Annotated in this window: 22 protein-coding genes; 14 read left to right on the plus strand and 8 right to left on the minus strand. The window is 63.9% G+C overall.

What is annotated here, in order from left to right:
- Positions 1–134 precede the first annotated feature (134 nt).
- Positions 135–1,400: a transcription termination factor Rho gene (rho, locus tag V5279_RS00090; protein ID WP_021078151.1), complete on the minus strand. Its 1,266-nt coding sequence runs from the start codon at positions 1,398–1,400 to the stop codon at positions 135–137.
- Positions 1,401–1,650: 250 nt separating this feature from the next.
- Positions 1,651–2,073: a protoporphyrinogen oxidase HemJ gene (gene hemJ, locus V5279_RS00095; protein ID WP_338694031.1), complete on the minus strand. Its 423-nt coding sequence runs from the start codon at positions 2,071–2,073 to the stop codon at positions 1,651–1,653.
- Between the two features lie 445 nt (positions 2,074–2,518).
- Between hemJ and V5279_RS00100 the strand changes: the two genes are divergently transcribed.
- The 4 genes from V5279_RS00100 to dnaQ are packed head-to-tail and all read left to right on the plus strand — an operon-like array spanning position 2,519 to position 5,377.
- The gene (locus tag V5279_RS00100; protein ID WP_029080974.1) at positions 2,519–3,355 is read left to right on the plus strand and encodes a pyruvate, water dikinase regulatory protein; all 837 of its coding nucleotides are present in this window, start codon (positions 2,519–2,521) and stop codon (positions 3,353–3,355) included.
- A 10-nt stretch (positions 3,356–3,365) separates the two neighbouring features.
- Positions 3,366–3,974, plus strand: coding sequence for a Maf family protein (locus V5279_RS00105; RefSeq protein ID WP_338694034.1), 609 nt, complete (start codon positions 3,366–3,368; stop codon positions 3,972–3,974).
- Between the two features lie 52 nt (positions 3,975–4,026).
- A complete protein-coding gene (gene coaE, locus V5279_RS00110) occupies positions 4,027–4,626 on the plus strand; it encodes a dephospho-CoA kinase (protein ID WP_338694036.1) in 600 nt (199 codons plus the stop codon).
- A gap of 28 nt (positions 4,627–4,654) precedes the next feature.
- Positions 4,655–5,377, plus strand: coding sequence for a DNA polymerase III subunit epsilon (dnaQ, locus tag V5279_RS00115; protein WP_166300131.1), 723 nt, complete (start codon positions 4,655–4,657; stop codon positions 5,375–5,377).
- A 177-nt stretch (positions 5,378–5,554) separates the two neighbouring features.
- On the opposite strand, the gene secB is transcribed toward dnaQ, so the two are convergent.
- Positions 5,555–6,043 carry a protein-export chaperone SecB gene (gene secB, locus V5279_RS00120; RefSeq protein ID WP_029080978.1) on the minus strand — a complete coding sequence of 163 codons (489 nt, stop codon included), beginning with the start codon at positions 6,041–6,043 and terminating at the stop codon, positions 5,555–5,557.
- 422 nt (positions 6,044–6,465) lie between these two features.
- Between secB and V5279_RS00125 the strand changes: the two genes are divergently transcribed.
- From V5279_RS00125 to V5279_RS00135, 3 genes are read left to right on the plus strand one after another with little or no spacing between them, the layout of a single operon-like run.
- A complete protein-coding gene (locus V5279_RS00125; RefSeq protein ID WP_029080979.1) occupies positions 6,466–7,170 on the plus strand; it encodes a Tim44/TimA family putative adaptor protein in 705 nt (234 codons plus the stop codon).
- Entirely contained in the window at positions 7,148–8,764 is a 1,617-nt protein-coding gene (locus V5279_RS00130; protein WP_414645884.1) for a murein transglycosylase A, read from the plus strand. The genes V5279_RS00125 and V5279_RS00130 overlap by 23 nt, the downstream gene beginning before the upstream one ends.
- A complete protein-coding gene (locus tag V5279_RS00135; RefSeq protein ID WP_338694042.1) occupies positions 8,761–9,351 on the plus strand; it encodes a Smr/MutS family protein in 591 nt (196 codons plus the stop codon). Before V5279_RS00130 ends, V5279_RS00135 begins: the two co-directional genes overlap by 4 nt.
- Positions 9,352–9,357: 6 nt before the next feature.
- On the opposite strand, the gene V5279_RS00140 is transcribed toward V5279_RS00135, so the two are convergent.
- From V5279_RS00140 to hslV, 5 genes are all read right to left on the minus strand, one after another.
- Positions 9,358–10,488, minus strand: a complete 1,131-nt coding sequence (locus V5279_RS00140) for a hypothetical protein (RefSeq protein ID WP_338694044.1) — start codon at positions 10,486–10,488, stop codon at positions 9,358–9,360.
- Positions 10,489–10,636: 148 nt separating this feature from the next.
- Positions 10,637–11,941: an ATP-dependent protease ATPase subunit HslU gene (gene hslU, locus V5279_RS00145; RefSeq protein ID WP_338694046.1), complete on the minus strand. Its 1,305-nt coding sequence runs from the start codon at positions 11,939–11,941 to the stop codon at positions 10,637–10,639.
- A gap of 61 nt (positions 11,942–12,002) precedes the next feature.
- Entirely contained in the window at positions 12,003–12,599 is a 597-nt protein-coding gene (locus V5279_RS00150; protein WP_338694048.1) for a DUF2585 domain-containing protein, read from the minus strand.
- Positions 12,596–13,081, minus strand: a complete 486-nt coding sequence (locus V5279_RS00155) for a GNAT family N-acetyltransferase (RefSeq protein ID WP_338694050.1) — start codon at positions 13,079–13,081, stop codon at positions 12,596–12,598. The genes V5279_RS00150 and V5279_RS00155 overlap by 4 nt, the downstream gene beginning before the upstream one ends.
- A gap of 2 nt (positions 13,082–13,083) precedes the next feature.
- Complete coding sequence (hslV, locus tag V5279_RS00160) at positions 13,084–13,641, minus strand: ATP-dependent protease subunit HslV (RefSeq protein WP_024583062.1); 558 nt, start codon at positions 13,639–13,641, stop codon at positions 13,084–13,086.
- A gap of 245 nt (positions 13,642–13,886) precedes the next feature.
- Here hslV and hisB point away from each other — a divergent pair, with 245 nt between their 5' ends.
- From hisB to coaA, 7 genes are all read left to right on the plus strand, one after another.
- Positions 13,887–14,480 carry an imidazoleglycerol-phosphate dehydratase HisB gene (gene hisB / locus V5279_RS00165; RefSeq protein WP_029080985.1) on the plus strand — a complete coding sequence of 198 codons (594 nt, stop codon included), beginning with the start codon at positions 13,887–13,889 and terminating at the stop codon, positions 14,478–14,480.
- Positions 14,481–14,566: 86 nt separating this feature from the next.
- Positions 14,567–15,097, plus strand: a complete 531-nt coding sequence (locus tag V5279_RS00170) for a DUF2628 domain-containing protein (protein WP_338694058.1) — start codon at positions 14,567–14,569, stop codon at positions 15,095–15,097.
- Positions 15,094–15,744 (plus strand): imidazole glycerol phosphate synthase subunit HisH, encoded by a 651-nt coding sequence (gene hisH, locus V5279_RS00175; protein ID WP_338694060.1) that lies wholly within the window; start codon positions 15,094–15,096, stop codon positions 15,742–15,744. Before V5279_RS00170 ends, hisH begins: the two co-directional genes overlap by 4 nt.
- Positions 15,741–16,472 carry a 1-(5-phosphoribosyl)-5-[(5-phosphoribosylamino)methylideneamino]imidazole-4-carboxamide isomerase gene (gene hisA / locus V5279_RS00180; RefSeq protein WP_338694062.1) on the plus strand — a complete coding sequence of 244 codons (732 nt, stop codon included), beginning with the start codon at positions 15,741–15,743 and terminating at the stop codon, positions 16,470–16,472. Before hisH ends, hisA begins: the two co-directional genes overlap by 4 nt.
- 11 nt (positions 16,473–16,483) lie before the next feature.
- Positions 16,484–17,260: an imidazole glycerol phosphate synthase subunit HisF gene (gene hisF / locus V5279_RS00185; protein WP_029080989.1), complete on the plus strand. Its 777-nt coding sequence runs from the start codon at positions 16,484–16,486 to the stop codon at positions 17,258–17,260.
- Positions 17,261–17,369: 109 nt separating this feature from the next.
- Positions 17,370–17,693 (plus strand): phosphoribosyl-ATP diphosphatase, encoded by a 324-nt coding sequence (locus V5279_RS00190; RefSeq protein ID WP_029080990.1) that lies wholly within the window; start codon positions 17,370–17,372, stop codon positions 17,691–17,693.
- Positions 17,694–17,728: 35 nt separating this feature from the next.
- Positions 17,729–18,685 (plus strand): type I pantothenate kinase, encoded by a 957-nt coding sequence (gene coaA / locus V5279_RS00195; protein WP_029080991.1) that lies wholly within the window; start codon positions 17,729–17,731, stop codon positions 18,683–18,685.
- Positions 18,686–18,746 lie beyond the last annotated feature (61 nt).

Genomic DNA, 18,746 nt, shown 5'->3' on the forward strand with positions numbered 1-18,746 from the left:
TTATATCAGACAGTTGTATAAATATTCGGTACGCCAGATGGCCCAGTTTATGCTGCACCCTGCTGCAGCAAATCCGCAGCATGAAAAAAGGCGCCCCGCTTGTGCGGAGCGCCCTATCCTCTTCGGCCGTGGCCTCAGGTGTTCATGGAATCGAAGAATTCCGAGTTGCTCTTCGTGTTCCGGAGCTTGTCGAGCAGGAAGTCGATCGCATCCATGGTGCCCATCGGATTGAGGATGCGGCGCAGGACGTACATCTTCTTCAGCACCTGAGGATCGGTGATGAGCTCCTCCTTGCGGGTGCCGGAGCGAGCAATATCGATCGCCGGGAAGGTCCGCTTGTCCGAGACCTTGCGGTCGAGAATCAGCTCGGAGTTACCGGTGCCCTTGAACTCTTCGAAGATGACTTCGTCCATGCGGCTGCCGGTATCGACCAGCGCGGTCGCGATGATGGTCAGCGAACCGCCCTCCTCGATGTTGCGCGCGGCGCCGAAGAAGCGCTTCGGGCGCTGCAACGCGTTGGCGTCGACACCGCCGGTCAGCACCTTGCCGGATGACGGCACCACGGTGTTGTAGGCGCGGCCGAGGCGCGTGATCGAATCGAGCAGGATCACGACGTCGCGGCCGTGCTCGACGAGGCGCTTCGCCTTCTCGATCACCATCTCCGCGACCTGGACGTGACGCACGGCGGGTTCGTCGAAGGTCGACGACACCACCTCGCCCTTCACCGAGCGCTGCATGTCCGTGACTTCTTCCGGACGTTCGTCGATCAGCAGCACGATCAGATAGCAGTCGGGATGATTGGCGGTGATGGAGTGCGCGATGTTCTGCATCAGCACCGTCTTGCCGGTGCGCGGCGGCGCCACGATCAGCGCGCGCTGGCCCTTGCCGATCGGCGCGACGATATCGATCACGCGTGCTGAAAGGTCTTTCTTGGTGGAATCCTCAAGCTCCATGCGGAAACGCTGATTGGGAAACAGCGGCGTGAGGTTGTCGAAATTGACCTTGTGCTTCGACTTTTCCGGGTCTTCGAAATTGAGCGTGTTGACCTTCAGCAGCGCGAAATAGCGTTCGCCTTCCTTCGGGCTGCGAATGTGGCCTTCGATCGTGTCGCCGGTGCGCAGGCCGAAACGGCGGATCTGCGACGGTGAAACGTAGATGTCGTCGGGGCCGGGCAGATAGTTCGCGTCGGGCGAACGAAGGAAGCCGAAGCCGTCGGACAGCACCTCGACAACGCCTTCACCGATGATGTCGGTCTCGGCGATCGCGAGCTGCTTGAGAATTGCGAACATCAGCTCCTGCTTGCGCATGGTGCTGGCATTCTCGACCCCGTTCTCTTCCGCAAACGAGACGAGCTCGGCCGGCGTTTTCGATTTGAGGTCCTGGAGTTTGATTTCCCGCATTGGGGTCGTCCTGTGAGGAAGTAGGTAGGGAAGGGGTGCGAGGTGGCTTGGAAAAAGCGGACGCCAAAGGAAGGTCCGCAGGTCTCAGCCAGGAAAGTGCCGTTTGGGCTTCAAACCTGATGCGGCGCCGGCCCGAAAAGAACCGAAACGCGACCACATCCGCCTGCGTGGGGTGGGATAAAACCTATATAGAAAATCGATCCGTCCTTCGCAAGAAGAACTGAAGCATGCTTCCCAGGCATCGCAATGTCTAGAACGGCTTCACAACCACCATGATCACGATCAGGACCATCAGAAGCGTCGGCACCTCGTTGATAATGCGGTAGAATTTCTGGCTACGTTGATTCCGGTCGGCGGCGAAATCCTTCACGCAGCGGGACAAAAAGCCGTGGATACCCGACATGACGAGCACCAGCGCAAATTTGACGTGAAACCAGCCCGATAGGTACCAGTGTCCGGCCGAGGCCAAATAAAGCCCGGCCAGCCAGGTCACGATCATCGCCGGGTTGATGATTGCCTTCACAAGCCGCCGCTCCATGACCTTGAAGGTCTCGGACTGCTTCGAGCCGGCTTCGGAATCGCAATGATAGACGAACAACCGCGGCAGATAGAGCATTCCCGCCATCCACGAGATCACGGCAACGACGTGCAGGGCCTTGATCCAGTCGTACATCGCAGGGATGCCTTTCGGGGAACAGCTCGGGCGGGTTCAGCGTTGCGAGCAAGCGCTGCAAGCGAGGGACGGATACATATCCGCTCACACGGCTTTCCTAAAACTAATTAAGTTTAGAATCTAAGGTTTGAGTCTAAGTAGCGGTGAATTTGACTCATGCAACGCGGTCCAATGCCTCTCACGGTCTTGTTCACATCCCTCAACATTACGGCCGGCGTAGACGGATGTCGGGAATCTGTTCCTCGACTCAATTGGTTGCGTACGTCTGTGGTCAGCTTATCAAGAGACAAATCCACACCGGTTCACTATCATCCTTGCCATGACGTCGACTTGTCCTTTTCGGCAGTGCTGTGAAGAACTGGGCGAGATATACAGGGGCCGGCCGGCGGACCCGGATTGTTCTCCTCGACCTCCACAGGGATTCACAGGATAGACAGGGGCTTTGGTGCCGACGACCTCCAACTATTTCCACCTGCATCTGGTGTCTGATTCGACCGGCGAGACGCTGATCACGGTGGCGCGCGCGGTCGCCGCGCAATACGCCAATGTGACCGCGGTCGAGCATGTCTATCCGCTGGTGCGGAGCCAGAAGCAGCTCGATCGCGTGCTTGACGAGATCGAGGAATCACCCGGCATCGTCCTGTTCACGCTGCTGGAGAAGGACCTGGTCGGCCGGCTCGAGGGCAAGTGCAAGGAAATCAACGTTCCGAGCCTGTCGATCATCGGGCCGGTGATGCAGTTGTTCGAGGCGTATCTGGGCGCCGCGACGACCGGCCGTGTCGGCGCGCAGCATGTGCTCAACGCGGAGTATTTCGCCCGGATCGACGCGCTGAACTACACGATGATCCATGACGACGGTCAGCATGTCGAAGGCCTCGAGGACGCCGACGTCGTCCTGGTCGGCGTGTCCCGTACGTCGAAGACGCCGACCTCGATCTATCTCGCCAACCGCGGCATCCGCACCGCGAATGTGCCGCTGGTGCCCGGCATCCCGTTGCCGCATCAGCTCGAGACCCTGAAGAAGCCCTTGGTGGTCAGCCTGCATGCGACGCCGGAGCGCCTGATCCAGGTCCGGCAGAACCGCCTGCTCACCATGGGCGACCGCGACAACGACACCTACATCGACAAGCAGGCGGTGGCCGACGAGGTCGCGTTTGCGCGGCGCCTGAGCGCGAAGTTCAACTGGGCGCTGCTCGACGTGACGCGGCGTTCGATCGAGGAGACGGCCGCCGCGATCATGAAGCTCTATAACGATCGCCAGCGCGCACGGCCGTCGGAGTGATCTTCACGTCATGAGTATCTGGCGCGGCCCACAGCAGCTGATCCTCGCATCGCAAAGCCGCGCGCGAAAGATGCTGCTCGAAAACGCCGGGCTCGATTTCGAGGCGTTGCCGGCCGATATCGACGAGCGCGCGGTGCAGAAGGATTCCGGACTTTCGGCGCCGGGCGAGATCGCATCGCTGCTGGCGCGCGAGAAGGCGCTGTTCATTTCAAGGCAGAAGCCGGGCCAATATGTCGTCGGCGCCGATCAGACCCTGGCACTGGGGCAGCGGATGTTCAGCAAGCCTGCCGGCCGCGCGCAGGCCGCCGAGCAGCTCGGTCTGCTCGCCGGAGAGACCCATGAGCTGCATTCAGCCGTCGCGGTGGCGCGTGACGGAAGGGCTCTGTTCGGCGATGTGAGCGTGGCTCGCATGACGATGCGGCGGCTCGCTGCCGGCGAGATCGACGCCTATCTCGACCAGGCCGGGGCGGCGGTGACGACCAGCGTCGGCGCCTACCAGCTCGAGGGTCTGGGCGTGCATCTGTTCGAGCGGATCGAAGGCGACCATTTCACCATTCTCGGCCTGCCGCTATTGTCGCTGCTTGCGTTCCTGCGCCGCGAGAAGCTGCTCGCGGTATGAGGCGTATGGTAACGGAGAGATGCTGAACCGATGTTGACGCGATGTTGATCCGATGCTGATTCTTGGACTGACCGGCTCGATCGGGATGGGAAAATCCACCACGGCCAAATTATTCATGGAGGCCCGCGTGCCGGTCTACGACGCCGATGCGGCCGTGCATCAACTCTACGAAGGCGAAGCGGCGCCGGCGATCGAAGCCGCTTTTCCCGGCACCACCGCCAATGGCAAGGTCGACCGCGCCAAGCTGTCGGCACGCGTGGTGCACGACGCTGCGGCGATAAAGCAGCTCGAGCAGATCGTGCATCCGATGCTCGGCGCGTCGCGGCAGAAATTCTTTGCCGATGCGGAGGCCGCCGGCGCCCCGATCGTCGTCGTCGATATACCGCTGCTGTTCGAGACCGGCGGCGAGAAGCGCGTCGATGCCGTTGTGGTCGTGACGACATCGCCGGAACTGCAGCGCGAGCGCGTGCTGGCGCGCGGCACGATGGATGCCGCGAAACTCGACGCCATCATCGCCAAGCAGATGCCGGACGCCGAGAAGCGCAAGCGCGCGGATTTCGTCGTGGATACCTCGCGCGGACTTGATCCGGTGCGGGCGCGCATCCGCGACATTCTGGCCGAGGTTGCTAAGATGCCGAAACGGCGCGTCTGATTCGCCGCTTTTCGGATTGCTTCACGTCATGCGCGAAATCGTTCTCGATACCGAAACCACTGGCCTCGATCCGCTGCGCGGCGACCGGCTGGTCGAGATCGGTTGCGTCGAGATATTCAACCGCATGCCGACCGGTCAGACCTACCACGTCTACATCAATCCCGAGCGCGACATGCCGGCAGAAGCGTTCGCCGTGCACGGGCTGTCGACCGAGTTCCTGGCCAGTAAGCCGCTGTTCAATGAAGTGGTCGACGAATTCCTGGCCTTCATCGGCGATACGCCACTGGTGATCCACAATGCGTCGTTCGACATCAGCTTCATCAACGCCGAGCTCGACCGTATCAAGCGGCGGGCAATCCCGAAGGACCGGCTGGTCGATACGCTGCTGCTGGCGCGCCGCAAGCATCCCGGAGTGTCGAACCGGCTCGACGATCTCTGCTCGCGCTATCAGATCGACAATTCCCGTCGCACCAAGCACGGCGCTCTGCTCGACGCCGAGTTGCTGGCCGAGGTCTATATCGACCTGATTGGGGCGCGGCAGTCGCAGCTCATCCTGGCGTCGGAAACTTCGGATGCGCGTGCGGGCAGCCATGGTGATTCGCCTCGGCGGCAGCGCGAGACGCCGCTACTGGCGCGGGTCAGCGACGCGGATCGAGAAGCCCACCGGGCCTTCGTTGCCACGCTCGGCGACAAGCCGATCTGGAATGATTATTTGCCGCCGCCAGCGCCGGCCGAAGCCCCGGCGGCTTGAACTCTTAGTTCCGTCATCCTGAGGTGCGAGCCTTGCGGCGCACTTGCGCCGCTGGGCGAGCCTCGAAGGATGCACGGCCCGGCTGGTGGCCGTCGATCCTTCGAGACGCCCGCAGGTGCGGGCTCCTCAGGATGACGGATTACACTTCCCCGGGCGTTATACTTCTCGAACCGTGACTCAGCTCGGCTTGACGCCGGAGGCGGCCTGGGCGGCGGCCTGCCGCTCCATGTTCTGGCGGTAGAGGCCGAGGAAGTCGACGGGGTCGAGCAACAGGGGCGGGAAGCCGCCGTCGCGGACCGAGGTCGCGACGATCTCGCGGGCGAACGGGAAAAGCAGCCGCGGGCACTCGATCATGACCAGCGGGTGCAGGTTCTCCTTCGGCACATTCACGATCCGGAACACGCCGGCATACGCGAGATCGAAGCTGAACATCACCTTGCCTGCCGTCTCGGCCTTGCCCTCGACCGAGAGGATGACCTCGTACTCATTTTCCGACAGGTTGTTGGCGGAGACGTTGATCTGGATGTTGATCGCCGGCTGCTGCTGCTGCTGGCCGAGCGAGGCCGGCGCATTAGGGTTCTCGAACGACAGGTCCTTGGTGTACTGCGCCAGCACGTTGAGCTGGGGAGGGGCCTGTTCGACGGGGGCGCCGTTGCCATTGGTCATGAAATGTCTCCTGGAGCAGCGCTCGATGGACAGAGTGTCCGACGGCACGCGTTAAGGTGTTGGGAATGCCGATGCCGGGCGAGTGGCTATCATAGGCCCGGCTCGGTCCACAAGCAGGACGAGCGAGCGCGCCGGGGCGGGGGTGCGGCCAAATTCCTTGGCAAAGCGCTGCTGGCGCAACTCCGCCCAATCTCTTAACAGCTTCCTAAATTATTGAAGATGCGTGATTTCCTGAAAGGAACGGGTTTCCCCCCGGGGTTAAAACGCGCTACACTTGCCCGTGCCAAAAAGCGCCATTGGCCGGGCTTAGTTTCGTGCCTACATGCTGCGGACTCAAACGGTGATGTAATCTCTGCCGTTCCCGACCGGGAACGCTTTGACGCCCGGCCGGTTGCCGGCAGAGACCAGAAAGCGAATTCGACGTGGATATCTACACCATCATCTTCCTGGCGCTGGCCGTGTTCATCTTCCTGCGCCTGCGCAGCGTTCTTGGACAGCGCACGGGAAGCGAGCGGCCGCCCTATGATCGCGCCGCTCCCAACGTCTTGCAGCGTGGCCAGGATAACAACGTCGTGCCGATGCCGGGATCGGTCATCGACCAGCCGCCGCCGGTGCCGTCAGCCGAGCCGGCGGAACCTTCCGACCGCTGGAAGGGCACTGCCGAACCGGGCACGCCGCTCGCGCAGGGTCTCGACGCTGTCGCTGTCCAGGACCCCTCGTTCGATCCGCAGCATTTCCTCTCAGGCGCCCGCTCGGCCTATGAAATGATCGTGCTGGCCTTCGCCAATGGCGATCGCCGAGCGCTGCGCGACCTGCTGTCGACCGAGGTCTATGAAAGCTTCGAGACCGCGATCAAGGATCGCGAGAAGCACGAGCAGAAGACCGAGACGCGGTTCGTTTCGATCGACAAGGCCGAGATCGTCAGCGCCGAGGCGCGCGATCGCTCGACCCAGCTCACCGTCCGTTTCGTGTCGCAGATGATCTCGGTGACGCGCGACAAGGCGGGCACCATCGTTGACGGCAGCCCGGACAAGGTTGCCGACATCACCGACATCTGGACATTCGCCCGCGACTCGACTTCCCGCGATCCGAATTGGAAGCTGGTTGGCACTGGAAGCGCTCACTAAACATCTCAGCTACGGGCGCCTCGCCGTCGCGTGCTGCGCGCTCGCGGTGCTGTGCTCTACCGCGGCGATCGCTGCGCGTTACCGGTCGAGCCGGCACCCGCCGCCGCGGCACGAGCATTCTCACCCGATCCCCTATCCCAATCTGGAATTGCCGCTGCAGGTCAGCGGCAGCCAGTATGAGCCGCTCGCCTGGGCCAATGTCTCCGGCTGGAGCGACGACGACCATCTTGCCGCCTACAAGGCGTTTCGCACCAGCTGCAAGCCGATCGCGGCCCAGCAGGGCGCGCCGGCGGACTCCAAGGCGCTCGGCAGCTCGCTGCGCGATCCCTGCCGGATCGCCAAGGGGCTCGAGCTCGGCGACGGCGTCAAGGCCAAGGAGTTCTTTGAGCAGAATTTCGTCCCGCTGCGCATCTCGCGGCTCGGCGAGGACGCCGGCTTCGTCACCGGTTACTACGAGCCGGTGCTCGAGGGATCGCGGACCCAGACCGACGTCTACAACGTTCCGGTCTATCGCCGTCCCTCCAACCTGTTCGTGCGCGGCAAGACGCAGGCTTCGACTGGCCTGCCCAATGGCGGCGCGGTGTATCGCAAGATCGGCCGGCGCAAGCTCGTGCCCTATTACGACCGCGCCCAGATCGAGGATGGCGTGATCGCCGGCCGCGGGCTCGAGCTCGCCTGGCTGAAGAGCCAGACCGATCTCCTATTCGCGCAGATCCAGGGCTCGGCGCGGATCAAGTTCGAGGACGGCACCACGCTGCGCATCAATTACGACGCGCATAACGGCTATCCCTATACGGCGGTCGGCCGCGCCCTGATCGATCGCGGCATCATCCCGAAGGACCAGATGTCGATGCAGAAGATCAGGGAATGGATGGAGCAGAACCCTGACGGCGCCAACGAGCTGCGGCGATCGAACCGCTCCTACGTGTTCTTCCGGCAGGTCCCGCTGTCCGACAAGGACGAGGCCGTCGGCGCGCAGGGCGTGCCGCTGACGCCGGGCCGCTCGATCGCGGTCGACAAGGCGCTGCATGTCTACGGCACGCCGTTCTTCATCGCCGGCGAGCTGCCGATCGATTCCGAGCAATCGAAGACGCCGTTCCACCGGCTGATGATCGCGCAGGACACCGGATCGGCGATCGTCGGCCCGGCGCGCGCCGATCTCTATTTCGGCGCCGGCGCCGACGCCGGAAAGGTCTCGGGCCGGCTGCGGCACAACATGCAGTTCGTCATGCTGGTGCCCAGGGGTCTCGACCCCGTCGTGCGCGGCCACAAGCTGCCCGTCCCGGACGAGCGGCCGTCGGCCAAGATCGCAAAACTGTTTCCGCAGACCGATCCGCAGAAGGACCAACCGGCGGCGAAGGCCGCGGATGTGCCGACGGCAGGCCTCGCCAAGGGTGCGACGAAAGACGCGGCCAATCACGCCGCCCAGACCCCGGCCACGAAGGACGCCGTGCCCCCGGCGCCGACTGCAACGACCTCTGTTGCACAGGCGGCGCCTGTGGCAGAACCGGTGCCGTTGCCGGTAGCCCGGCCGGACATTCCGCAACCGGAGAAGCGGCGATATCGGCGCACTCGCCATCACCGCGATCAATGAAACGACCCGCGCCGATCCCCGATCTGTCCGCTCCGTCGCGGCGCAAGCGCGCGCTGAGCGAAGAGGAGCGTGCGCTCTGGGAGAGCGTGGCGAAACAGGTCAAGCCGCTGCGCAAGCGACCGGCCGCCGCCAAGGCACATGCCGCGGCCTCTGATCCGGCCAGCCATCACGCCGCGGCGAAACCCGTCCCGGTCAAGCCGGTTAATTCACTCAAGGCTGCGCCGCCGCCGCGCCCGCAAGCGCCGCCGCTGGCACCGATCGGCCGCCGCGAGCGGGCAAAGCTGTCGCGAGGCCGGCAGGGGATCGATGCCCGGCTCGATCTGCACGGCATGACGCAGATCCGCGCGCATCGCGTGCTGTTCACCTTCCTGCAACGCGCGCACAGCGACGGGCTCACCTTCGTGCTGGTCATCACCGGCAAGGGCAAGGTCGGCGGCCTGGATTCCGAGCGCGGCGTGCTGCGTCGCCAGGTGCCGGAATGGCTCAGCCTGCCGGAATTCCGCTCGCTGGTGGTCGGCTTCGAGGAAGCGCATATCGGCCATGGCGGCGAAGGTGCGCTTTATGTGCGCGTCCGGCGCGCGCGCTGAAAAATATTAGAACGGGCGGACGATCCCGACGCGCGGGATCAGCGTGACGATCCAGCCGAAGATCGTCGTCTTGCGATCGTCTGCCGGGATCAGCGGCACGTCCTTCGACGCCGGCAGCATCTTCACGGCGTGCAGCATCAGGAACATGCAGACCGCCCAGTTCGAGATCCAGCGCGAATAGTCGAACACGGTCACGAACATCACGAAATAGCCGGTGCTGATCACGGCGAGCGCTGACATCACGATCCGGCGGTGCAGTTCGCTGGCGAGCGCTTCGATCAGCCGCGCGAAATAGCGCCACAACGGCGTGTGCAGCCAGATCAAGAGCGCGAAGACCGGGACGCCGAGGATGTTCGAGGGCATGCGCGCCCAGGTATCGGCGAACTCCTTCGACAGCGGCTGGTACCAGATGTAGCCGAACTCAAGCAGGTCGGTGCGCGATGGATCGGCCATCCGGCTTTGCAGGTGGCGGATGAACTCGTCATACGGCACGTCGACCGTGCCGGCGAATTGCGCAACCAGGAACAGGATGCCGACTGCGGCAAGCGTCGCCAGCCCAGTAGCGATGTTTCGCGGCGTCGCGCCCTGCACCAGGTAGAAGCGCAGCACCACGATTGCCGCAATCGTCGGCACATACATCAGGACGAAGATGTGGTGGACCAGGATCAGCAGGATCGAGACCAGCGCCGCAATCACTACGTACATGACCGAGCGCGCCGGGATCAGCAGCAGCACGATCGCGAGCGCACAGCCATAGATGTCGAAATGGCCGAGCGTGTGCATGAAATTCTTCAGGAAGAACGGCGATCCCGCGATGAAGACGAACAGCGGCCAATGCGCGTCGTCGAAGCCGAATGTCCGCTGAAACAGCCTGATGAACAGGCCAAGCGTGATCAGCCAGATCGCCCCGGCCAGCGCGAACACCAGCCACACCGGCACCTTGTCGGTGAACAGCGAGACGATCGCGCCGATCAGCGCGCGCTTGGTGAAGCCGTAATGATAATCGACCAGCAGATGGATGTAGGGGACGAAGGGCGGCAGCGCGATCTTGTGCAGGAACACCCCGACCAGCACGGCCGCGTTGACGGCCAGCATCAGGCGCCAGGGGTTTTGCCACCATCCTTGCTTCAAACTCATTGTCGTCCCGGCCAAGCGAAGCGCGAGCCGGGACCCATAACCACAGGCCTGCGTTTGACCAACGCTGGGGCTGCAGCTTGCTTCAACAATGGGCGCCGGTGGTTATGGGTCCCTGCTTTCGCAGGGACGACGATTCTAACTCGACTGCCTACAAAATAAACCGGCTCAGATCGGCGTTCTTGGCGAGGTCGCCGACATGCTTGGTGACGTAGTCGGCGTCGACCTGGATGGTCTCGCCGTGGCGATCGGGCGCGGTGAAGGAGATCTCGTCCAGCACCCGTTCCATCACGGTCTGCAGCCGCCGCGCCCCGATGTTCTCGACCGTGGAATTGACCGCGACCGCAACGTCGGCCAGCGCGTCGATCGCGCCGTCGGTGATGTCGAGCGTGACGCCCTCGGTCTTCAACAGCGCGACATATTGCTTGATCAGCGACGCTTCCGGCTCGGTCAGGATCCGGCGCATGTCGTCGCGCGACAGCGCCTGCAGCTCGACGCGGATCGGCAGGCGGCCCTGCAGCTCCGGCAGCAGGTCCGACGGCTTGGCGATATGGAAGGCGCCCGAGGCGATGAACAGGATGTGGTCGGTCTTGACCGCACCGTGCTTGGTCGAGACCGTGGTGCCCTCGATCAGCGGCAGCAGGTCGCGCTGCACGCCTTCGCGCGAGACGTCGCCGCCCTGGCGGTTCTCGCGCACGCAGATCTTGTCGATCTCGTCGAGGAAGACGATGCCATTGTTCTCGACCGCGCTGATCGCCTCCTGCACCAGCTGATCGGTGTCGAGCAGCTTGTCGGATTCTTCGTTGACGAGGATTTCGTGCGAACCTTCCACCGTCAGGCGGCGGGTCTTGCTGCGGCCGCCCATCTTGCCGAAGATGTCGCCGAGCGAGATCGCACCCATCTGGGCGCCGGGCATGCCGGGGATCTCGAACATCGGCATGCCGCTGCCACCCGACTGCGTCTCGATCTCGATTTCCTTGTCGTTGAGCTCGCCGGCGCGCAGCTTCTTGCGGAACGACTCCCGCGTCGCCGGGCTCGATCCCGGGCCGACCAGCGCATCCAGCACGCGCTCCTCGGCGGCCAGCTGGGCACGGGCCTGGACGTCCTTGCGCTTGCGTTCGCGGGTCTGCGCGATCGCGACCTCGACGAGGTCGCGGACGATCTGCTCGACATCGCGGCCGACATAGCCGACCTCGGTGAACTTGGTGGCCTCGACCTTGAGGAACGGCGCGCCGGCAAGCTTGGCCAGCCGCCGCGCGATCTCGGTCTTGCCGACGCCGGTCGGCCCGATCATCAGGATGTTCTTGGGCAGAACCTCCTCACGCAAGGAACCAGCAAGCTGCAGCCGCCGCCAGCGGTTACGCAGCGCAATCGACACTGCGCGCTTGGCGTCGGTCTGGCCGACGATGAAGCGGTCTAGTTCGGAAACGATTTCACGGGGGGAGAAGTCGGTCATTGGCTCTAGCTAGGTTGAAATGGCGGTCTCGGCAAGCGGCGGTCTTCCAAGGCATGATCCGCTAAATGATGGGCGGCCCTGCCTGCCACTGCCTGATCGCCTCGAACGGGTGGATCAGCATGATGATGTTCAGTGTCAAATTGTCGCGAATGTGGAGCAGCATCACGAGTTCGAACAGGACGCCGAGCGCGACGGTTACGGCGATCGGCAGCTTGCGTGCCAGCAGGAAGCCTAAAACCATCGCAAGCGTGTCCGATACCGAATTGACGATGGTATCGCCATAATAGTCCAGCGAGATCGTGCCAGCGCGGTAGCGCTCGATGATCCAGTTGGAGTTTTCGACGAGCTCCCAGCTGCCCTCGATCAGCATCGCGACAATCAGCCGCCCCGGCCAGGTGAGGCGCGGCAGCAGGAGGAAGGTCAGGCCGTAGAACAGCAGGCCGTGCAGTACATGCGACAGCGTGTACCAATCGGCGATGTGCTGCGAATTCTCCGAGCTCTGCACCGTGCCGTGCCAGAGTTTGACATAGCCGCAGGCGCAGATCGGCAAGCGGCCCATCGCATGGAGCAGCGCCGCCTGCAGCGCGAGCAGCGCGGCTGCGATCGCCAGCCATTGCCACGCTGAAACGCCGGTGACGGGGTTGCGCGCGAGCGTCATGCGTTGCGGGCCATCAGAAGCGCCGGACCGTCAGGCGTCTCGACCATGCGCAGCTTCTGAAAGCCGGCCTTCTCATAGGCGCGGATCGCGCGCGGGTTCTCCGGATCGGGATCGGTGACGATGCGCGGCGCGCCTTGCGCCAGCCGCTCGTCGACAAAGGCGCGGATCAGCGCCGAACCGTGGCCGCCCTGCATCATCGTCGGCTCGCCGATGAAGAGATCGATGCCGCGCGTGCCGGCCGGATGCGTACCGAAGCCTGAATTCCACGCCGTCAGGTCGTAGCACTGGATATAGCCGATATCGCCCTCATCGGTCGCGACGATGGACTGGTCCATCGCCGGCTCGTCGAGGTCGTCGCTGACCAGCGCATATTGCTCGGCCGGATCGCCCCACCATTCCCGGACATGCGGCAACGCCAGCCACCGCTTGATCTGCGGCAGGTCGTCCCGCGTCATTGGTCGGAAGCGGAAGGGGCCGGCCATGCTCAGCCGCCGATCGTCTCGATCGTCACGTTCCGGTTGGTGTAGACGCAGATATCGGCGGCGATATCGAGCGCGCGGCGGACGATGGTCTCGGCATCCTTGTCGGTGTCGACCAGGGCACGGGCCGCGGCGAGGGCATAATTGCCGCCGGAACCGATCGCCATCACACCCGACTCGGGCTCCAGCACGTCGCCGGTGCCGGTCAGCACCAAGGAGACGTCCTTGTCGGCCACGATCATCATGGCCTCCAGCCGGCGCAGATAGCGGTCGGTCCGCCAGTCCTTGGCGAGCTCGACGGCCGCCCGGGTCAGCTGCCCCGGATATTGCTCCAGCTTGCTTTCCAGCCGCTCGAACAGGGTAAAGGCGTCGGCGGTGGCGCCGGCAAAGCCGCCGATCACGTCGCCCTTGCCGATCCGGCGGACCTTCTTGGCGTTGGCCTTGATAACGGTCTGGCCGATCGAGACCTGCCCGTCGCCGCCGATCACCACCTTGCCGCCCTTGCGGACCGTGCAGATCGTGGTGCCATGCCAGACCGGCAGCTCATTTTGGGATGCTTGCATAGGTTACCTCTCTTCCGGGCAGATTTAGGCGGTCGGGCAGGGGGTTACAATCGGGGTAAAATCGGAGCGTTTTCGAGCGAAGTGGGCACCGGTTCGCGTGAAGAAAACGCGTCAGAATTAAATCGACAAGGATTTCCGGTCACCATGGCCGGAAGTTAGGGCGTTTCGAGGTCATCCCGCAGTAGCGAAGGTGACATCAGCCTGTTAAAAGACCGGCGTTTTCGGCACGGGAAAGCTTAATCTTCATGCGCACCGCAACCATCAAGCGCAAGACCAAGGAGACCGACATCGAGGTGACGGTCAACCTCGACGGAGCAGGCGTATCCACGGTTTCGACCGGGATCGGCTTCTTCGACCACATGCTCGACCTCCTGGCCCGCCATTCGCGCATCGACATCACGGTGAAGGCGGATGGCGATCTCCATGTCGATTACCACCACACCACCGAGGACGTCGGAATCGCGCTCGGCCAGGCCGTGAAGCAGGCGCTCGGCAACATGGCCGGCATCACCCGCTACGCCTCGATCCACATGCCGATGGACGAGACGCTGTCGCGCGTCGTGATCGACATTTCCGGCCGTCCGGTGCTGGTGTTCAAGGCCGAATTCCCCCGCGACAAGATCGGCGAGTTCGACACCGAGCTGGTGCGCGAATGGTTCAATGCCTTCGCGATGAACGCCGGCGTGACTCTCCACGTCGAGACCCTATATGGCGAGAACAGCCATCATATCGCCGAATCCTGTTTCAAGGGTTTGGCGAGGGCGCTCCGGACGGCGGTCGCGATCGATCCGCGGGCCCAGGGCGAAGTGCCCTCGACCAAGGGTCAGCTCGGCGGCTGATCTCCGGGTGCATGATCCGGAAAAGGTGGTGCCGGTTTTCCGGAAGATCATGCCTTAAGTAGAGTCCATCCTCGGCGGAGCGTTCGATGCCGGTCTATACAGTGCATGCCCCCGTGGCCAACGGCGCCGATCTTTCGGCGGCCGACAAAATCGTCTTCGTGCGCGACGGCTTCCATTTCTGGGCCGCGGTTGCGGGCGTGATCTGGCTGGCCTGGAACAGGCTCTGGCTGGCACTGATCGGCTGGCTCGTGCTGACCCTTGCGATCGATTTCGCCCTGGCCAAGCTCGGCGTCGGCCGCGGAGCGATCTTCCTGGTCGACCTGGTGCTGATGCTGTTGCTCGGGCTGGAGGCCGCGACCCTGCAGCGCTGGACCCTGTCGCGGCGCAAATGGCGCCAGCTCGACATCGTCGTGGCCGACAATGTGTTGGCTGCCGAGCACCGCTTCTTCGAGCGCTGGAGCGCGCGGCATCGCGGCGTCGTCAATGATCAGCGGTCGGTGGATCGCGGCGGGCCGCCGCCGACCCGGGACGTTCCGGGCCAGTCATTCTCAAAACCGCCGCCGATGCCGCAGGGCGGCATTATCGGATTGTTTCCAGAGCCAGGAGGATCGCGATGACGGTTGCAATCATCGATTACGGCTCCGGCAATCTGCATTCGGCGGCCAAGGCGTTTGAGCGCGCCGCGCGCAGCATGGAGGATCCGCAAGCCATCAAGGTGACGCGCGATCCCGATGCGGTGTATCGCGCCGATCGCATCGTGCTGCCCGGTGTCGGCGCGTTCGCCGATTGCCGCCGCGGTGTCGACGCGGTCGACGGCATGCTGGAAGCGCTCACCGAAGCGGTGCGGGTCAAGGCGCGGCCGTTCTTCGGCATCTGCGTCGGCATGCAGCTGATGGCGACGCGCGGCAAGGAGCATGTGATCACCGAGGGCTTCAACTGGATCGGCGGCGATGTCGAGAAGATCGCGCCGCGCGACGAAAGCCTGAAGGTCCCGCATATGGGCTGGAACACGCTCGACATGGTGCGCGAGCATCCGGTGCTGGAGCGGCTGCCGCTCGGGCCGAAGGGGCGGCACGCCTATTTCGTGCACTCCTATCACCTCAACGCCGCCAACGAGGCGGACGTGCTGGCGCGTGCCGACTATGGCGGGCCGGTGACCGCGATCGTCGGCAAGGACACCGCGATCGGTACCCAGTTTCACCCCGAGAAGAGCCAGCGCTTCGGCCTCGCTTTGATCTCGAATTTCTTGAAGTGGAAGCCGTGATTCTTTTTCCAGCGGTTGATCTGAAGAACGGCCAGTGCGTGCGCCTGGAGCAGGGCGACATGGCGCGCGCCACCGTGTTCAATCTCGATCCGGCGGCGCAGGCGGCGAGCTTCGCGGCGCAGGGCTTCGAATATCTCCACGTCGTCGATCTCGATGGCGCCTTCGCCGGCAAGCCGATGAACGCGCATGCGGTGGAGGCGATGCTGAAGGCCGTCACCATGCCGGTGCAGCTCGGCGGCGGCATCCGCGACCTCAAGACCATCGAGGCCTGGCTCCACAAGGGCATCACGCGCGTCATCATCGGCACCGCGGCGGTACGCGATCCCGAGCTCGTGAAGGGCGCGGCGAAGACATTCCCCGGCCGCGTGGCGGTGGGCCTCGATGCACGCGACGGCAAGGTCGCGGTCGAAGGCTGGGCCGAGACCTCGCATGTGACGGCGCTCGAGATCGCGCAGCGCTTCGAGGATGCCGGGGTCGCTGCGATCATCTTCACCGACATCGCCCGCGACGGCCTGCTCAAGGGCCTCAACCTCGATGCGACCATCGCGCTCGCCGATCGCATTTCCATTCCGGTGATCGCCTCCGGCGGCTTTGCCTCGATCGATGACGTCAAGGGACTGCTGGAGCCGCGCGCCAAGGAGCTCGCCGGCGCGATCGTCGGCCGCGCGCTCTATGACGGACGGCTTGATCCGGCCGCCGCGCTCAAGCTGATCCGCAGCGCGGCCTAGGAGACAGACATATGTTCAAGGTTCGCGTGATCCCCTGCCTCGACGTCAAGGACGGGCGCGTGGTCAAGGGCGTCAACTTCGTCGATCTGCGCGACGCCGGCGACCCGGTCGAGGCCGCGATCGCCTATGACGCCGCAGGCGCCGACGAGCTCACCTTCCTCGACATCACCGCCACCCATGAGAACCGCGGCATCATGCTGGATGTGGTGCGGCGGACGGCGGAGGCCTGCTTCATGCCGCTGACCGTGGGCGGCGGGGTCCGCACCGTCGACGACATCAAGACCCTGCTGCGCTCCGGGGCTGACAAGGTCTCGATCAATTCGGCCGCGGTCAGCCGGCGCGAATTCGTCAAGGAAGCCGCCGAGAAGTACGGCGAGCAATGCATCGTGGTCGCGATCGACGCCAAGCGGGTCAAGCGCGCGGGCGGCTCCGACCGCTGGGAGATCTTCACCCATGGTGGGCGTAATGCCACCGGGATCGAGGCCATCGAATATGCCCAGGAGGTCGTCTCGCTCGGCGCCGGCGAGATCCTGCTGACCTCGATGGACCGCGACGGCACCAGGCAGGGTTTTGACCTGCCGCTGACCCGGGCGATCGCGGACAGTGTTCCCGTACCGGTCATTGCGTCCGGCGGCGTCGGCAATCTCGATCACCTGGTGGATGGCGTCCGCGAGGGTCATGCCACCGGCGTGCTGGCCGCGTCGATCTTCCACTTCGGGGAATTTACCATCCGCCAGGCCAAGGATCACATGGTGCGCGCCGGCCTGCCGATGCGGCTCGATCCGTAGAGCGTGGTTCGGAAACAGAGTGATCTGGGACTCCTTGTCACAAAAATGCTAAGTCCCCACTTAGGGATGGCACAAGAGCGGTGCCAGTGCGCATGTTTGAGTTGAGTTGATGTCGCGTTTCACGGTCCACGATCTGGCCGCCACCATCGACGCCCGCGCTGCAGCGGGCGGCGAGGCGTCCTATACCCGCAAGCTGCTCGACAAGGGCGCGGAGCACTGCGCCAAGAAGTTGGGCGAGGAAGCGGTCGAGACCGTGATCGCCGCGGTCGAGAATGACCGCGATCACCTCATCGCGGAAAGTGCCGATCTCGTGTTTCACTTGCTGGTTCTATTGAAATCACGCGGCGTGAAGCTGGAGGATGTCGAGGCCGCGCTGGAGAAGCGCACCTCGATGTCGGGACTGGAAGAGAAAGCGTCGCGCAAGCGCGACTAGCGCACATGACCGAGCGCATTGAGAGGGGCAGCCTCATGGACATCCGGGCACCAGATCAGCAATACAACCCCTATCGCACCTTCACGCGCCAGCAATGGTCGCATTTGCGCGACGATACGCCGATGACGCTCGAGCCGGGCGAATTCGACCGCCTGCGTTCGATGCACGACCGCCTCGATTTGCAGGAGGTCGAGGACATCTACCTTCCGCTGTCACGGCTGCTCTCGATCTATGTCGACGCGACCCAGCGGCTATATTATTCGCAGCGCCAGTTCCTCAACATCCGCGACCGCAAGATGCCCTACATCGTCGGCGTCGCCGGATCGGTCGCCGTTGGCAAGTCGACCACCGCCCGCGTGCTGCAGGCGCTGCTGGCGCGCTGGTCGCCGCGGCCGAAGGTCGACCTGATCACGACAGACGGTTTCCTGTTTCCGAATGCCGTGCTCGAGCGGCAGGGCATCATGCAGAAGAAGGGCTTTCCGGAAAGCTACGACCTGCCGACGCTGCTGTCGTTCCTCAGCGACATCAAGGCGGGCCGGCGCCGCGTGCGCGCGCCGGTCTATTCGCATCTGACCTATGACATCGTGCCGAACAAATGGGTCGAGATCGACCAGCCTGATATCCTGATCGTCGAGGGCGTCAACGTGCTGCAGACCGGGCGGCTGCCGCGCGACGGCAAGGCAGTGCCGTTCGTCTCCGACTTCTTCGACTTCTCGGTCTATATCGACGCCGACGAGGCCGCGCTGCGGCAGTGGTACATCAAGCGCTTCCTGGCGCTGCGCGACACCGCGTTTACCGATCCAAGATCCTACTTCCACCGCTATGCGCCGCTGTCGGACGAGGAAGCGACCGCGACCGCGATCGCGATCTGGGAGCGCACCAACCTCGCCAATCTCGAGGACAACATCCTGCCGACCCGCCCCCGCGCGACGCTGATCCTCAAGAAGGGCGCTGACCACGTGGTGCAGTCGGTCGCGCTGCGCCGGCTGTAGTGTTTCTGGAGTAAGCAGACCACATCACAGCCGTCGTCCCCTGCGAAAGCAGGGACGACGC

Origin of the sequence: Bradyrhizobium sp. 26S5 (assembly GCF_036923295.1) — a bacterium.
GTDB lineage: Bacteria > Pseudomonadota > Alphaproteobacteria > Rhizobiales > Xanthobacteraceae > Bradyrhizobium > Bradyrhizobium septentrionale.

What these genes read in the sequence shown, in the direction of transcription:
- V5279_RS00150 (WP_338694048.1), bottom strand. Translation starts at nt 12,599, where the DNA reads ATGACGCTCGCGCGCAACCCCGTCACCGGCGTTTCAGCGTGGCAATGG.
- coaE (WP_338694036.1), top strand. Translation starts at nt 4,027, where the DNA reads ATGCTGATTCTTGGACTGACCGGCTCGATCGGGATGGGAAAATCCACC.
- V5279_RS00190 (WP_029080990.1), top strand. Translation starts at nt 17,370, where the DNA reads ATGTCGCGTTTCACGGTCCACGATCTGGCCGCCACCATCGACGCCCGC.
- hslV (WP_024583062.1), bottom strand. Translation starts at nt 13,641, where the DNA reads ATGCAAGCATCCCAAAATGAGCTGCCGGTCTGGCATGGCACCACGATC.
- secB (WP_029080978.1), bottom strand. Translation starts at nt 6,043, where the DNA reads ATGACCAATGGCAACGGCGCCCCCGTCGAACAGGCCCCTCCCCAGCTC.
- rho (WP_021078151.1), bottom strand. Translation starts at nt 1,400, where the DNA reads ATGCGGGAAATCAAACTCCAGGACCTCAAATCGAAAACGCCGGCCGAG.
- V5279_RS00140 (WP_338694044.1), bottom strand. Translation starts at nt 10,488, where the DNA reads ATGAGTTTGAAGCAAGGATGGTGGCAAAACCCCTGGCGCCTGATGCTG.
- V5279_RS00170 (WP_338694058.1), top strand. Translation starts at nt 14,567, where the DNA reads ATGCCGGTCTATACAGTGCATGCCCCCGTGGCCAACGGCGCCGATCTT.
- hslU (WP_338694046.1), bottom strand. Translation starts at nt 11,941, where the DNA reads ATGACCGACTTCTCCCCCCGTGAAATCGTTTCCGAACTAGACCGCTTC.
- hisH (WP_338694060.1), top strand. Translation starts at nt 15,094, where the DNA reads ATGACGGTTGCAATCATCGATTACGGCTCCGGCAATCTGCATTCGGCG.
- hemJ (WP_338694031.1), bottom strand. Translation starts at nt 2,073, where the DNA reads ATGTACGACTGGATCAAGGCCCTGCACGTCGTTGCCGTGATCTCGTGG.
- V5279_RS00135 (WP_338694042.1), top strand. Translation starts at nt 8,761, where the DNA reads ATGAAACGACCCGCGCCGATCCCCGATCTGTCCGCTCCGTCGCGGCGC.
- hisF (WP_029080989.1), top strand. Translation starts at nt 16,484, where the DNA reads ATGTTCAAGGTTCGCGTGATCCCCTGCCTCGACGTCAAGGACGGGCGC.
- V5279_RS00155 (WP_338694050.1), bottom strand. Translation starts at nt 13,081, where the DNA reads ATGGCCGGCCCCTTCCGCTTCCGACCAATGACGCGGGACGACCTGCCG.
- coaA (WP_029080991.1), top strand. Translation starts at nt 17,729, where the DNA reads ATGGACATCCGGGCACCAGATCAGCAATACAACCCCTATCGCACCTTC.
- hisB (WP_029080985.1), top strand. Translation starts at nt 13,887, where the DNA reads ATGCGCACCGCAACCATCAAGCGCAAGACCAAGGAGACCGACATCGAG.
- dnaQ (WP_166300131.1), top strand. Translation starts at nt 4,655, where the DNA reads ATGCGCGAAATCGTTCTCGATACCGAAACCACTGGCCTCGATCCGCTG.
- V5279_RS00105 (WP_338694034.1), top strand. Translation starts at nt 3,366, where the DNA reads ATGAGTATCTGGCGCGGCCCACAGCAGCTGATCCTCGCATCGCAAAGC.